Annotated in this window: 15 protein-coding genes and 1 pseudogene; 11 read left to right on the top strand and 5 right to left on the bottom strand. The window is 43.6% G+C overall.

The features are described 5' to 3' along the window. Positions 1 to 84: 84 nt before the first annotated feature. Positions 85 to 453 (bottom strand): annotated as a pseudogene (rplX, locus tag ACP5L5_RS03375) (50S ribosomal protein L24); the annotation flags it as partial. 58 nt (positions 454 to 511) lie between these two features. After that, positions 512 to 1,369, bottom strand: coding sequence for a DMT family transporter (locus ACP5L5_RS03380; protein ID WP_428761605.1), 858 nt, complete (start codon positions 1,367 to 1,369; stop codon positions 512 to 514). 93 nt (positions 1,370 to 1,462) lie between these two features. On the opposite strand from ACP5L5_RS03380, the gene ACP5L5_RS03385 reads away from it, so the two are divergent. Continuing rightward, entirely contained in the window at positions 1,463 to 2,059 is a 597-nt protein-coding gene (locus ACP5L5_RS03385) for a class I SAM-dependent methyltransferase (RefSeq protein ID WP_428761606.1), read from the top strand. Here the strand turns inward: ACP5L5_RS03385 and ACP5L5_RS03390 are convergent. Together ACP5L5_RS03390 and ACP5L5_RS03395 are read right to left on the bottom strand one after the other, a co-directional pair. Beyond that, positions 2,056 to 4,590: a M1 family aminopeptidase gene (locus tag ACP5L5_RS03390; RefSeq protein WP_428761608.1), complete on the bottom strand. Its 2,535-nt coding sequence runs from the start codon at positions 4,588 to 4,590 to the stop codon at positions 2,056 to 2,058. The genes ACP5L5_RS03385 and ACP5L5_RS03390 overlap by 4 nt on opposite strands. Before the next feature lie 29 nt (positions 4,591 to 4,619). Next, positions 4,620 to 4,859 carry a sulfurtransferase TusA family protein gene (locus ACP5L5_RS03395; RefSeq protein ID WP_013603468.1) on the bottom strand — a complete coding sequence of 80 codons (240 nt, stop codon included), beginning with the start codon at positions 4,857 to 4,859 and terminating at the stop codon, positions 4,620 to 4,622. Positions 4,860 to 5,006: 147 nt separating this feature from the next. On the opposite strand from ACP5L5_RS03395, the gene ACP5L5_RS03400 reads away from it, so the two are divergent. The 4 genes from ACP5L5_RS03400 (at position 5,007) to ACP5L5_RS03415 (ending at position 9,983) form a co-directional block, all read left to right on the top strand. Beyond that, positions 5,007 to 5,582, top strand: a complete 576-nt coding sequence (locus tag ACP5L5_RS03400; protein WP_428761610.1) for a hypothetical protein — start codon at positions 5,007 to 5,009, stop codon at positions 5,580 to 5,582. A gap of 128 nt (positions 5,583 to 5,710) precedes the next feature. Next, the gene (gene acs / locus ACP5L5_RS03405) at positions 5,711 to 7,717 is read left to right on the top strand and encodes an acetate--CoA ligase (RefSeq protein WP_428761611.1); all 2,007 of its coding nucleotides are present in this window, start codon (positions 5,711 to 5,713) and stop codon (positions 7,715 to 7,717) included. A gap of 206 nt (positions 7,718 to 7,923) precedes the next feature. After that, positions 7,924 to 8,526, top strand: coding sequence for an ABC transporter substrate-binding protein (locus ACP5L5_RS03410; protein WP_428761613.1), 603 nt, complete (start codon positions 7,924 to 7,926; stop codon positions 8,524 to 8,526). A 50-nt stretch (positions 8,527 to 8,576) separates the two neighbouring features. Next, positions 8,577 to 9,983 (top strand): ABC transporter substrate-binding protein, encoded by a 1,407-nt coding sequence (locus ACP5L5_RS03415; protein ID WP_428761615.1) that lies wholly within the window; start codon positions 8,577 to 8,579, stop codon positions 9,981 to 9,983. Between the two features lie 31 nt (positions 9,984 to 10,014). Here the strand turns inward: ACP5L5_RS03415 and ACP5L5_RS03420 are convergent, their stop codons facing one another. After that, complete coding sequence (locus ACP5L5_RS03420; protein ID WP_428761616.1) at positions 10,015 to 10,608, bottom strand: 50S ribosomal protein L5; 594 nt, start codon at positions 10,606 to 10,608, stop codon at positions 10,015 to 10,017. Between the two features lie 137 nt (positions 10,609 to 10,745). Here ACP5L5_RS03420 and ACP5L5_RS03425 point away from each other — a divergent pair, with 137 nt between their 5' ends. The 6 genes from ACP5L5_RS03425 to ACP5L5_RS03450 all read left to right on the top strand — a co-directional run bounded on the left by ACP5L5_RS03425 (position 10,746) and on the right by ACP5L5_RS03450 (position 14,967). Beyond that, a complete protein-coding gene (locus ACP5L5_RS03425) occupies positions 10,746 to 12,140 on the top strand; it encodes an MFS transporter (protein WP_428761618.1) in 1,395 nt (464 codons plus the stop codon). Positions 12,141 to 12,185: 45 nt separating this feature from the next. Next, entirely contained in the window at positions 12,186 to 12,602 is a 417-nt protein-coding gene (hepT, locus tag ACP5L5_RS03430) for a type VII toxin-antitoxin system HepT family RNase toxin (RefSeq protein ID WP_428761620.1), read from the top strand. Next, positions 12,592 to 12,993 (top strand): nucleotidyltransferase family protein, encoded by a 402-nt coding sequence (locus ACP5L5_RS03435; protein WP_428761622.1) that lies wholly within the window; start codon positions 12,592 to 12,594, stop codon positions 12,991 to 12,993. The genes hepT and ACP5L5_RS03435 overlap by 11 nt, the downstream gene beginning before the upstream one ends. A gap of 2 nt (positions 12,994 to 12,995) precedes the next feature. Continuing rightward, on the top strand, positions 12,996 to 13,130 hold the full coding sequence (locus ACP5L5_RS03440) for a hypothetical protein (RefSeq protein ID WP_428761624.1): 135 nt from the start codon (positions 12,996 to 12,998) through the stop codon (positions 13,128 to 13,130). Between the two features lie 231 nt (positions 13,131 to 13,361). Then, positions 13,362 to 13,835 (top strand): hypothetical protein, encoded by a 474-nt coding sequence (locus ACP5L5_RS03445; RefSeq protein WP_428761626.1) that lies wholly within the window; start codon positions 13,362 to 13,364, stop codon positions 13,833 to 13,835. Positions 13,836 to 13,875: 40 nt separating this feature from the next. Further along, complete coding sequence (locus tag ACP5L5_RS03450) at positions 13,876 to 14,967, top strand: AAA family ATPase (RefSeq protein WP_428761628.1); 1,092 nt, start codon at positions 13,876 to 13,878, stop codon at positions 14,965 to 14,967. Positions 14,968 to 14,977 lie beyond the last annotated feature (10 nt).

Here is a 14,977-nt window from a genome sequence, read left to right on the forward strand (position 1 = left end):
CTGACCAACAACAATTACCTCGGGTTTCCTCAGTGCTCTGGCCTCCTTAGCCTCCTCAAGTCTCCTTATGTATTCCTCACGCTGCTTCCTTGCCCTCTCAATAGCCTCGAGCCTCCTCTTGTCACTGGTGTCTAGTTCCACTATCATGATCTTTGACGGGTGTATTGGGTAGTAAACGGTTTCACCGCCGGGTTTTTTCATAGTGGCGTTCTCTACGTGAATCCTCATCTTCCTTAGGTCAACCTCCATAACCTTACCCCTGACACCCTTGAAGTCTCCCCTTAGTATTAATACGGTATCACCCTTTCTAACAGGCAACCTCTTAACGCCATACTGCCTCTGTAGATCCTCACTTAATCTAGCCGTCAATAACCTATGCCTAGCATGAAGCGGTGCATTATACAGCGCCCTTCTCTGTTTCCTTGGCTGTCTCGAATTTGTTAATGCGACCATGCAATAAACCCGCTAAGTTAATTACTTAAAAATTTTAATATGCTTATAAGTCACGAATTTAGATTGAGGCTAGGTAAATCCCCACAAACATTATTGCTGAACCAATTATCTCGGGTATGGTGGGTTGAATGTCCATGATCAAGTAATTAAACACTAGTGTTAATGCTGGTACTGTGAATATGTATGGTGTCGAATTCGCAACACCAATGGTATTAACGAGCAAGTACCAGACTAGGAATAATACGGCGCCACCGATGATTGAGGTACCCAGTAAATTACCGATAAATCCAGGCACCCACTCAATACTCATAAATATGTTTAAGCCATCAACCATTATTCCCATAATTACAAGCATTAACGAACCAACTATGAACATGTTAGACACGACAATTAAGCCATCATTATTACCCAACTTCCTGAAGTATATGCTATATAAGGCCCAGAATATGGCGTTTATCACAGTGAGTACTGAACCCATTAGTGATACACCCCTCATTATTGAGGATACACCGTAAATAATAACACCAACAAACCCAGTAAGAGCACCAATTACGTTCAAGGTCCTTGGTTTTTCATGAATTATCAATACTGATAATGGTATTGCAAAGAGAGGCATTGTATAGCCGAAGATTGCTGAGGAACCTGGATCAATGTAAAGAAGTCCGTAGGCCCATAACGCCGTGCTTAACGAGGAGAAAAGGCTCAATAGGGCTAGGTCCTTATTTAGTATGAAATAGTACTTTCTATTAATTATTATGGCAATTACCGCCAATATTACTCCAGCCACTGCATATCTAATCGCCATATAACCCAATGGCGGTGAGTACCTAAGGCCGAATTTAACAAAAAAGTAATTAAACGATGCTGAGAACACATAAATCAATAAATAACTAATGAATATTGTCTTCCTCATCATCGTTGTCAGGTATATTACTTGTCTTAAAAACCGTTCTACTTAATGTTAATGAAAAAGGGATAAAAAGGCAGACCCTTAAATTACTAGGTATTAATGCATTATTACGATAGGGAGCCTGCCTTTAAGGAGATGAGGGTTAGGAGAATCAATACTGTGATTAGGGGTTTTCCGTTAACGTTTGTACTAGCACCAGGTGTTTTCTCGAGTGAGAATGTGGATGCCGGCACCAAGTTGTTAGCTGAGAATATGGTTATAATGAATGATTGGGATATACTCGACGTGGGCTGTGGTTATGGGGTCCTTGGTATTGTGGCGGCGAAGCTAGCGCCTAAGGGTAGGATCGTCATGGTAGACACCAATAAACTCGCGATCAAATTAGCAGCAATTAATGTTAAAATTAATAAGGTAAGTAACGCAGAGGTTCGATTAAGTGATCTATACAGCGCCATCCAGGATAAGAGATTCAACACGATAATATCAAATCCACCAATAACGGCTGGTCTCGAGGTAAATAGGAGGTTGATAATCGAGGCTAAGTATCATCTAAAGCCTGGCGGTCTACTGCAGATTGTCGTACCGAAGAAGTTGAGGTCTAGGTTTGAGGAGATTCTGTATAGTAATTACGACATTGTGGAAAGACTAGTCAAGTCAGGTAATTACATAGCCTACATTGCTAAGGTCATGAGCTAACCCTTCGCCTCCATCCTGTCCAGCCTGTCCATTATTCTCCTCTGCTCCTCCTTAATTCTCTCAATCTCCTCCCTCAACTTAGCATACTCAGCACCCCTCTGCATCTGTTCCCTAATCTTCCTGGCAACATCCCTGGCATAACGCCTAATCCTACCATCTAGATCCCTATTGGCTAAATCATCAAGTATATCAAGAAACCTTGAGTCAAGAGAGCTCTCTGTAGCTGCAACGGCGGCATACCTAACCCTGTAATACTGATCCCTAAGAAGCTCCCGGATCCTATCGTAAACCCTCCTAATGCCCACAAACTTGCCCAGGGACTGCGTCGCAACCATTCTAACGGGCGTTGGCTTACCAAGCTCTGTGTACTTAATTAATGCGTCGATTGCATCATCCGTACCTAACTCAGAGAGTCCCTGTAGTGCACCCTGGGTTATTACGTAGTTATGGCTTGGGTAATCAAGGGCCTTGATTAAGTGTTTGCCGTAATCAGTTATGCTAATCCTGCCAAGTGATTGAGCAGCTTTAGACCTAACGTAGTAACTCTCGGTTGTGTTTTCAAGGACTGACACAAGCACCTTAGCCACGTTCTCATTACCCTTAAAGTTCCCTAGAGCATCAACAATAGCCTGCCTAACCCTAGGATGTCTCTCACTACTTAATGCGTTGAGTAACACCTTAAGTGCATCCTCAGTACCGACCTTACCAAGTGCCCTGGCAGCCTCAGCCCTAACGCCCCAGAATGAATCGCCCATTAACGCCTTACTCAATCCCTCAACAGCCCTGGCACTGCCATCCCTGGTCAACGCATCAATAGCCTCAAGCCTACACATTAAGTTATCACTGCCTAATTCCGCAATAGCCTCCTCAAAGCCCTTATCACTACTCACGGACTTAACACCCAGCTTGAACTGTGGATCTAGGCATATGTATTGAGGTCTGTCACTGGCTGGTACGTATATCGTGGTCTCCCTCTCACTCAGCTCGAACCTGAGTATGTCGACCTTACCGCTTGGGTACTTAATCTCGAATTCAAGGGATAGTCTATAGATTGGGTATGAGTCATCTCCCTGGGTCTGGCTAACACTTAATTTAATGATTTTATTACCTGGGTCATAGCTCCAGGAATATTTAATGACGGGGTGGCCAGATGAGTAGACGAACTGCGTGAAGAACCAATCAAGTGGTTGCCCAGAAACTTCCTCAAGGGCCTTTCTCAGGTCCTCCGTGTCAGCATTACCATGCGCACGCCAGGCTAAGTATAGGTTTATGCCCTTTCTAAAGACTTCATCGCTAAGTAAGTTACGGAGAGTATGTAGGACCAAGCTACCCTTTTCATACGTATGTCTATCAAACATCTCCTCAGGATCTCTATACAACCTAGTTACTATGGGCCTTGCATACCTATTACCATACTCATTAAGATACGCCCTCAGGTTTTGATAAAGCTCATAGAGAAACTCATCACGACCCTTGGCATGCTCCATATATAACGCCTCAAAGTAAGTTGCGAAGGCTTCATTAAGCCAAATATTGGCCCAGTCCTTAGTTGTAACGTAATCGCCAAACCACTGATGGGCAAGTTCGTGAGCCACAAGACCATCTGATGTAAAGTCCTCCATACCAGGACATGGAAACCTAGAGCCAGGGCAATGAGCATGCTCATCATGCAAAGTCGTATCTGTGACAATAGTGATAGTGGTGTTCTCCATACCGCCATAGATAAATTCGCTCACGGCCGCATGTTTGTAATTAGGCCATGGGTACTTAATACCTGTGTACTCGCTGTAGAATCTTATCATGTCGCAGAGCCTATGGAAGCTGTATTGGGCTTTATCTCTAAATCCCCTGGGTACATAGTTCTCTATTGGTACTCCATCACAATCCTCCTTAATAGCCTCGAACTCTCCGGCGGCGAATGCGATGAGGTATGCTGAGTGCGGTTTATCTAACTTCCAATGCCAAACTGTCTCATTACCTAGGTCCTTAGTCTCAACTAGGACACCGTTGGATACTGCTGTCCAGGGCTTCGGAACTATTATTAGTAACTCGCTCGTAAACTTGACATTCGGGTAATCAGGCATTGGTAGCCAGTAGTGGTTGTCCTCGCTCTCGCCCTGGGTCCAAACCATGGGTACCCTATCCCTATAACGCTCATCAGGCAATATGAAGTAAAGTCCCTTCCTAGGCTTAGCTTCATAGCTGACTTGCACAACATGACTTCCTGAATTAATGTATATCCTCAGTATCTTACCATCATACTCAAACTTAGTGTCCTGGCCATCAACCTTGACCGATACTATCCTCATCTCAGCCGCATCAAGTTCAATGAAGTTCTTGCCAGGTGGTATATCGATATTGTATTCACTTAATCCCTCTATTGCTTTTTCATTTACCTTAATCCGTATTTGAACCCTTAAGTGCCTTAGGGTATAGCCGTAGTACTTGGGGAATTGAAGCCTATAATCAGGGTATACAAAATTCCTACCGATCAAATAACCAGCCCTATCAAACGACACGTAATATGGCATTAAACGAAATTAATATGCATTACCCAGCATTAGAAGAACCTTACCTTAAGAATCGAGAGTTTATACACCCTATTCTGTTCCTCTATCTTGGTGATCCTCTGTCCAAGTAATGGAAATAACCTCTTTAACGTTAAGTAGCATTCCTCATCATCGAGTATAAACGTTATTATTGTACCAACAGGTGCATCACGGAAGTGCTGTATAGCTAATGTACTACCGTATGGACAACCAATGCCTCTTAAATCAACTGTTAACTCACTAGCCCTCACGGGCTATTAATGAATATGTAGCGGTACTTTAGGTATAATGCACTATGCATTTTTTGCATAAGTTATTGTTAGAGGATAAATACAAACATTGGGTAACAACCTTAAGGAGAATTTATAAACCACAGGGTTAATAATTACTTTAGGTTCATGTCCGCAGGTAGAGATTTCGTTAATCAAGTAATTATGGAGATTGAGAATTCAATTCTTAAACCCCTTGAGGACATTGAGAGTAGTGCTGAGGGAATTCTTGAGAGTTTAGCTGAGGGTATGAATATTGAGAAGCCCAAGGTGGTAGCCACTATTAATCCCACGAACGAATGCACTGAGCATGTTGATAAGGATCAACAATGCCAAATGGTCATGGGTAAGTACTTTGCGGAAGAGTCAATAATACTCATTAATTATAGGATTGACATGAATACGCTCCTTCACCTCTTTGCTCATCATGTGCATGCCGTGGAGATGGGTAAGGCTAAGTACGTTAGGGTTAGGAGGCTTGAGGAGTTGAGACTTCCCTGGGAATTAAGACCGACCGAGATAATTGCCATGTATAGAACCACACAGTTGGTGCGTATTCTCCAACCTAGGGCTTGGAGGATTTATAATGAGGAGATTAAGCCTAGGATTAGAGAGATTGATGAGAAGTTTAGTGCAGTTAGATTAACGGTGAATCACCTAGAAAGGCAAGTTGAGCATGTACTCAGTGATAGGAAGCCTATTTGAAATTAGTCATAGTCATTTTGCGTCTTTAAAGCGGCGCCCACTGGCATTATCATGTAATCATTATTTATTATCATTAATAAATAATGTAGATAAAACTTTTAGATTTCTATATTAATGAATTTATTTGTATGTCAGTTACATGGGCTCTACCCTTTAAGGAGAAAATAATTCCTGAAATCGGTAGAGAAAGAGCTATTGATCCTGAGGAGTATAGGAGAATTCATGAGGAGAGCCTTAAGGACATAGAGGCCTTCTGGTCAAATATTGCCAGGGAACTCGAGTGGTTCAAGCCCTGGGATAAGGCCCTGGTTGCCGATCCACAGCCACCATTTTATAAGTGGTTTGTTGGCGGTAGATTAAACGCGTCGTACTTAGCCCTTGATAAGCATGTTAAGGGTGGTAAGAAGAATAAGGTCGCCATTATTTGGGAGGGTGAACCAACGTATCAGAGTGGTGATCCTCTTGAGGTTCGTAAACTCACATACTATGACTTATGGCGCGAGGTCAATAGATTCGCCTACGTGCTTAAGAATAAGCTTGGCCTTAGGAAGGGCGATACCATAGGTATCTATATGCCCATGATACCTGAGCTCCCAATAGCCATGTTAGCGGCCGCTAGACTCGGCGTGATATTCACCGTGGTATTCAGCGGATTCACGGCGCAGGCATTGGCTGATAGGCTTAATGATGCTGGGGCTAAGCTCGTTATAACAACTGATGGGGGCTATAGACGTGGTAGGATCATTAGGCTTAAGGAAATTGTTGACAAGGCCCTTGAACAATCACCAACTGTTAAGAACGTAGTTGTCTATAGGAGGGTCGGCCTTAATGACGTTAACATGGTTAAGGACAGGGATTACTGGTGGCATGAATTAATGAGTGACGTACCAGTGAATACATACGTTGAGCCAGAACCTGTGGAGAGTGAGCACCCATTATATATACTGTACACGTCAGGAACTACGGGTAAGCCCAAGGGTATTGTTCACGATACTGGCGGCTACATGGTGCTGCTTCATGCGACGATGAAGTGGGTCTTCGATGCTGGGGAGGATGATATTCACTTCTGTACGGCGGACATTGGGTGGGTCACTGGGCATAGTTACATCGTCTTTGGTCCACTCCTTGAGGGTATGACCACAATATTATATGAAGGTGCACCTGATTATCCCAACCCAGATCGTTGGTGGGCAATTGTGGAGAGGTACGGAGTTACCATATTCTATACAAGTCCAACGGGTATAAGAACACTGATGAGGTTTGGCGATGATTGGGTTAAGAAACATGACCTAAGCACAATAAGGCTCATGCACTCAGTCGGCGAGCCAATAAACCCAGAGGCCTGGAGGTGGCTTTGGAAATTAGCTGGTAGGAAGAAGGTACCCTTCGGCTCCACTTGGTGGATGACAGAGACAGGAGGCATATTGATATCCCATGCGCCAGGCCTTGCCCTGGTACCGCTTAAGCCAGGTACTAACGGACCACCATTGCCTGGTATTGATGCTGATGTTGTTGATGATAATGGTAATCCAATACAACCTGGGCAAAGAGGTTACCTAGTGATTAGGAGGCCATGGCCAGGAATGCTATTGACGATTTGGAAAGATCCCGATAGGTATGTCAGGACATACTGGAGTAAGTTCCCTGGGATGTTTTACGCCGGTGATTACGCAGTTAAGGATGAGGACGGCTACTTCTGGATACTTGGTAGGGCTGACGAGGTTATTAAGGTGGCTGGCCATAGGCTCGGTACGTATGAACTCGAGTCAGCGCTGATACAGCACCCAGCTGTGGCTGAAGCAGCTGTCGTTGGTGTTCCAGACCCTGTTAGGGGTGAGGTTCCCGTGGCCTACGTTGTCCTAAAGCAGGGTTACCAACCCTCTGAGCAATTGAGGGCTGAGTTAAATAACACGGTTAGGGAGTTTGTGGGTCCAATAGCCACGTTATCTAATGTCTTCTTTGTAACGAAGCTCCCAAAGACAAGGAGTGGTAAGATAATGAGAAGGCTTGTTAGGGCCGTGGTTACTGGCCAATCATTGGGTGATGTGACGACACTTGAGGACGAGGCAAGTGTTGAGGAAGTTAAGAAGGCATATGAAGAGTTTAAGACGGAATTAGAGAGACTCAGTAAGTAAGTTGTTAATAATGAATAATCAATTGGCAAGTAATGCCATGATTTAACTGGAGTGACATAGTCATGCCATAATAATATATTTAGCTATTCAATCAATTTTTATATACTTATATTCATAATTCCTAAAACTTAAATAATCATTTAAATTATATATTAAATTATATGAGTGAGTAAAACTTTTAAGAGTGATTAATTGCCTTTGTTTTTATGCCGACATCACATAATAGGAAGGGTATATCAAAGGCCGCGTTAATAGGTGTAATCGTTGTTGTGGTTGTGGTAATAGCACTAGGTGCTTATTTTGCTGTTACTTATCATCCTAAGCCCACTGCGCCTTCTCCACCAACGACAACCACTAACGTTACCAAACCCACGGTGACCGTGGTCTCGAACCAAACAATCACATTAGCACCACCAAACCCAAACGAACTAATTGATCTAACTGATGTAGCGTCTCCAGACTGTCTAGACCCAGCAACAGGCTTCTGGACAATGGATCAGCCAATATTTAATGTTGTTTATCAGGAGTTAGTGACATGGAATGGTAGTGATTATATGCATGTTGTTCCTATGTTGGCCACTAATTGGACGATCAGCCCCGACTACAAGCACTACGTATTCACGCTTAGGCAGGGCGTTTACTTCACTGACGGCGAGCCATTCAACGCAACCATCCGAAATTACTTTTTAGTTATACGAAGTATTCTGAGACTGGTTATGCCATACCATGGGGTGCTTGTCACGCTCTTACTAATGTTACGGGTAACCCAGCGTACATCAGTAATGCAACGCTGTGCGCCTACGCACTAGCCAATGTATTGAGCAACTTCAACGTTAACAATGCAACAATTCAAAAGCTCATGACATACCCCAATCAAGCAGTCGTAGTCCTAGGGCCATACGAAGTAGAAATAAACCTAATACATCCATACATGTACTTCCTACTAGACATATCTAATGCTTGGGGTGCTGTGGTTCCACCAGCCTACGTAGATGCTCATGGTGGTGTACAGCCAAACACACCAAATAGTTACTTAGATCAGTATGGTGCACCTGGTACTGGTCCTTATGAGATTGAGAGTGTTTCTGGTACTCCTGGTGAGTTTACGGAGATTGTTCTTAAGGCTAATCCGAATTACTGGGGTAATAATTACCCACCAGGCTCATTACCAGTGCTCGACCAACCAGCCCACATACAAATAATCGATATCAAGTATACCATGTCTCATACTGATAGGGTTGAGTTATTCGCAAGCAATGAGGCACAAATATCATACGTAAGCCCACCATTCCTAGACCAAATATACACAGCATGGCCATACAACAAATACCTACCACCACAATCAATAATACGACTACTTGGATATCAACCAGCGGGTGTTCTCTTCATATCAATGAATGTTTATGAATGGCCTACTAACTGCACAGACTTCAGACTAGCCGTAGTCCATGCCGTTAATTACACGGCTTTACTATACACTTACTACTCACCGTTACTCAACACAACACTTGCTGAATTGTACTTAGGACCGTCGAACCCGGCATACATTCCGTTCTATAACCCTGATAATCTTCCCATGTATTCATACGATCCTAACCTAGCCATTGAGTACCTCAATAAATCCGGTTGGGAATGTAACTTCTACACGGTACTACCAAATGGCACGACTATCGGTAATCCCAACGGACAAAAACTACCGGCAATACCAATTGCAGTAATTCCGCCAATAACGCCACTAGTTGAGGAGCAGCTTGAGATAATAACACAGGACTTAAGCCAAATAGGAATACCAACATCAATAGAATACGTAACAACAGCAGAAAGTGGTACATGGTACAATCCGCAAATAACGCCAACAATGGTCGATTTAGGATGGTATCCCGATTGGCCAGACCCGTTATTCCAATTATTATTCCCTGTATTGAATGTAATAGAAGGCGGTGTTTATGGTGCAAATGAAGCTTGGTTTAATAATACTGTTGTGAATAACCTGACTTTAACAATGCCCTTTGTGACCAATGAAACAGAGCAACTGCAGATGCTCGCCGAAGTCTACAACATAACATACTGGCAAGCACCATATATATGGCTACCATGGCCTATTAATTATTTAATCGTACAGCCATACGTCAAGGGAGTCACGTGGACATGGGATGAGTACTTCTATAACACTCTGTATTATCAGCCAGTCACGCTATACGTAATAACCTACAGCAACGGCACACAAGTAATCCAATACAACAACGGAACAATAGCCAACACATAATAATTATTATTTATTAAAAATAAGTTAAAATTTACTTTATTATTTTTACACCGAGTACTTCTTGGAAGAATTTCATTGCCTCGGCCTTTGATACTCTTTGTTCCTTACCAACGTCATACCTAGCCCTCCTCCTGTACATGACCCTTAATCCTGGTCTTGCGAGTACTGTGACTACGTTTAAGCCCCAAACGCCGACTGATGGGTCATACTTTGTACCCGGTATCATTATGTGCTCCCTAATTCCGAAGGCCACGTTGCCCCAGTCATCGAATGAATTTTCCCTCAGTGTGAAGTCCACTGCAGCCAGCGTCCTCAGTAGGAACCAAACAGCCTTATTTCTTCTTAATGTGACTGCCACACCTATTGGTTCACCCTTCCTAATGTTCCAATCCTTAATCGACCTCTTGGCAAGCCTATAGCTTGGTTCCTGCTGCGTCAATTCCTCAAGGACCTTAGCAGCCTTCTCAAGTCTCTCCCCACTTTGTCCAACACCTATGTTGGCCACGACCTTCTCAATCCTAATAACTCTCATTGGATGATCAACAGGTAATACGAACTTCTTCCAGTCCAGTTGATCTGGTGTTAATGCCCTTAAATCCACCTGCGCTAGGTCTATGACAGGCATCGCTATACGTGGCTACTTGGCATTAATAAAAATTTGCCTCATGGGAATTGCGTTGATATATAAGTATATTTATTAATATATATGATTATTATTTTACTGACAAAAGCCCTATTAAAGCTTTAGTTACACGGTTCATAATGTCGAATAAAACACCCTTTGAACCGCTTGATTGGTCAAAACCAACACCAGGACACCTAAAGCTCCTATTCATATCCGGCGCAGGTTTCTTTGCGGATGCCTATGACCTATTTGCAATATCAGTAGCTCTGGTCTTTCTAAAGCAGGTTTGGTCGTTAACAGCGTCAGAAATAAGCCTAATATCATCAGCCGCACTGTTTGGCGCAGTGATAGGCCCCTTCATATTCGGCAGGATAGGCGATATATTTGGCAGGAAGTACATATACGGTGTGGAGGCAGCACTATTGGCAGCTGGAGCCATAGCCTCTGCATTCTCAATAAACCCAACAATGCTTTGGATAACAAGGTTCATACTAGGTCTTGGAGTTGGTGGTGATTACCCAATAAGCGCCACGTTAATGAGTGAGTATGCACCGGCGAGAAGTAGAGGCTTATTCGTGGCGGGGGTCTTCTCAATGCAGGGATGGGGCATTGTTACGGCTGCCCTACTCGGCCTCGGTCTATTAAATGCTAAGATAAACCCAGACATTGCCTGGAGAATAATACTTGGGTTCGGTGCAGTGATGCCCGCCATAGTCATTTACTTTAGGCGTAGGGTTCATGAGACGCCTAGGTTTGAGTACTTCGTTAAGGGTGATGTTGAGGGTGCCAAGAAGGCCGTTAAGGACGTGCTAAGGCAGGATGTGGAAATTAATAATGTAAATAATACCAACAATGGTATCTACAAGAACCTACTTAGGTACTTACCAGTAATACTTGGTACTGCAATACCCTGGTTTGCACTTGACGTATTCTTCTATGGCACAAACATATTTGGCCCATTCGTAACCTCGGCAATAGGCCTAGCCAAGAACCCATTGGCTGGTATATACATACAGTTATACGTCGTTCTGGCCTTCCTAGTCCCTGGTTACTACGTGGCGGCCTTCCTAGTGGATAAAATGGGTAGGAAGTCCATGCAGATAATGGGCTTCTCAATAGTAGCCGCTACATACTTAATCACGGCGCTCATGCTAAGGAACGGCATAATAATCCCAGCGGCCATAATAGCCCTATATGGCCTAGCCCAGTTCTTCACTAACGTCGGTCCCAACGTGACCACATTCATACTACCAACTGAGGTGTTCCCAACCAGGTTTAGGACTACGGGCCACGGGATAGCCGCGGGCAGTGGCAAGCTTGGCGCAACAATAGCTGCACTATTCATTCCACTACTCTTCCCAATAACAAGTAGCGCATTGAGCGCAACGGCCAAGTACATGGTGATGTCGAACCTATTACTCGTATTGGTTGCCGTGGCGATAATTGGCGTAATATTCACAGCACTATTCATAAAGGAACCTAAGGGTAAGCCCCTGGAACTATCCTCGGGAGAACTAGGTATAAGTCAGTAACGTACTAAAAATAACCTTAAAATAAACAGGGCGTTAAAGACTAACGTGGGTGTTTCTAAGGAATTTATTAAGGGCATTATTAGGGATGTTGAGGATGCGATAAAGGAAATTGAAAGAATAACAAATAAGCCATATGATGAATTAAGCGATGAGGATAAAATGGCCATTAGGTATGAGTTAATAGTCATTGCAGAGGCAGTAATGGCATTAGCGATGCATATAGTACGTAGAGAATTAAATGAAAGACCTAGGACACCGATAAATGCACTAATGATATTAAGAGATAAGGGCTTATTAATGATGAATGAGTACGAGGATTTAACGAGACTTGTAAGACTTAGGAACCTGCTTGTTCATAGGTATTGGGTAATCGATGATTACCTAATATATCAAAGCATTAAGTCGAACTTTAAAAACCTGGCGAGTTTCATAAATAGGTTGAGGGATCGTTATGGAATTTAGTGGCGAGTATATCTATCACTCAATGAGACGTGAGGAGAGGGAATTAATTATTTCAAGAATTAGGGATATACTTAGGGAGTACGGTATCTCCCTTGGGATATTATTCGGTAGTTTCGTGGAACTTAATGAGTTTAGGGACATAGACATTGCGGTTTACGGGAAGAATCTCGACCTTAATGCGTTATTAAGCCTTGGAACAAGGCTTGAAGAGGTACTTGGCATGCCTGTGGATGTCGTGCCGCTAATCAATATCGACCCTAAATTTAGGCTTTCGATAATGGAGCACGGCCTCATAATTCTTGAGGCTGTTGATGGCCTATACGAGGCATTGATAAGAGAGGCACTCGATGAGTTATACCTAGTAATGCGTGATGATGATTCAATACAGTAGGTATGGTGCTTCCGAGGGTGCCCGTTGTTGAGTCTATCATTAAACCCAGTATTTCTAGGGTCGTTATGCCAATTAGGACCTTATCAATGATATCGCTAATCACTACCCTAGGCTTTAGAGGTGGGTTAATTCGTTAGCACCAAGAATGGTGTTAATTCCTCCCTCCACGTAAGCACCCAAACAACACTCCCTCCTAGTCTCCTCGACTCTTCAACTCCTCCTCAATACTCACAACTCTATTAAGCATTGCGTTGAAGTCCTGCCTAAGGGCCCTAAGCTCGTTAAGTATTGCCTCAAGACCCAGGGCACCGGCTATATTGGGAAATTGAGAAACAAAACTTATTAATTAGTTTTAGGACTACGGCATTATGAGGAGGGGTTTGTTAATAGTTGGCGTGATTTTAATAATAGTTGCCATAGTAATTTTTGTAGTTAGTACTTATGTTGTTGCTAGGCAGGTAAAGCCTGCAACTATGGCGGTCACCTTAAGCCCAGGTGATAATGTCACGGTGGGTACCGCGAGCCTTGGTAAGGTGTTGACCGTGGTTTACACGGATTCTATTAATCAACCCCTCGAGACGTACATCACGGTGCCAGGCATACTTAAGACTATATACTCGAATGGTCAGTATGTCGTGGCTTACACGGTGACAACAGGCACGGGCACCCTATACCTAGTGAATAATTATTCAGTGCCAGTAACCATTAAGTACAGCATCATCGGCGTATCGGTAACCTCATCACTTATTATTGCCGGAGCACTCGCATTTGTGGCAATAATAATTGGTGTCGTAGGTGTGATACTGGCAATACTGGGTGCCGTATTGAGGTCAAGGAAATAGTTGGATTAATAAACTTACCCATAGGGTAAGTAACTGGTATATGCTTTTTGACCTTGAGCCTAAGAGTAGGAGGGAGGATCTTTACGACTTCGAGACTGAGTTGAGGGATTTGATTAATGGTGTTATTAATGATAAGGTAATTGTTGTCAGGGGTTTGAGGAGGACTGGTAAGACCTCATTGATGAGGGTTGCGCTTAATGAGGTTGGTTGCCCATACATTTACCTGGACGTTAGGTTCGCGGGGAGGCCTAGGCAGATTGACCTTATTGAGTTAATTAGGCGTGGGCTTGAGGACTTCCTGGTCAGGAATAGGTCAATAATTGATAAGGTTAGGGACGCCCTATCTAGGGTTAGGTGGGTTAGGGTTGGAGTATCACCGATACATGTGGAGATTAGGTTGGGTGAATCCCGTAGGCTGAGTATTGGCGAATTGCTCAATGCCATTAATGACCTTGGCGCTGAATTGGGTAGGGCGGTGGTGATTGCTGTTGATGAGGCCCAGGAGTTGAGTAGGGTGACTTGGGTGGACTTTAATATGCTGCTTGCGTATGCATACGATAATTTGAGGTATGTGAAATTACTGTTGTCAGGCTCCGAGGTTGGGGTATTGGATAGGTTCCTCAGGGTTAATGATCCCGAGGCCCCACTATTCGGCAGGTACATACACTTCGTGAATACCAGGAGACTCAGCCCTGATGAGTCCCTGGACTTCCTAAGGAAGGGCTTTGAGCAGTATGGGGTCAGGCCCGGTGATGATTTCCTCGTGCGTATTGTGAATGAGCTTGATGGTGTCATTGGTTGGTTGACGTACATCGGTCATCAATACGTGATTGAGGGTAAGCAATCCATTGAGGAGGTCCTCGAGCCCGCAATCGCATTGGCACTTAATGAACTCAGGAACTTCCTAACCAATAGGAGTCCTAGGTATAGGGTATTGCTTAAGGAATTATTCGTTAGGAGAAGTTGGAGGGAGCTTAAGGCGGCACTTGAGATTGCAGAGGGTAAGCCAATTAATGATAAGTCGCTCTACGTGCTACTCAAGGAACTAATTGACCATGGCATTGCGGAGAAGGTCAATGAGGAGTACGTGATTGCAGACCCAATACTCAAGAAAGCCGTACTTAAATTGTGACATTACTTTT

It is taken from the genome of Vulcanisaeta sp. (assembly GCF_049966235.1).
GTDB classification, from domain to species: domain Archaea; phylum Thermoproteota; class Thermoprotei; order Thermoproteales; family Thermocladiaceae; genus Vulcanisaeta; species Vulcanisaeta moutnovskia.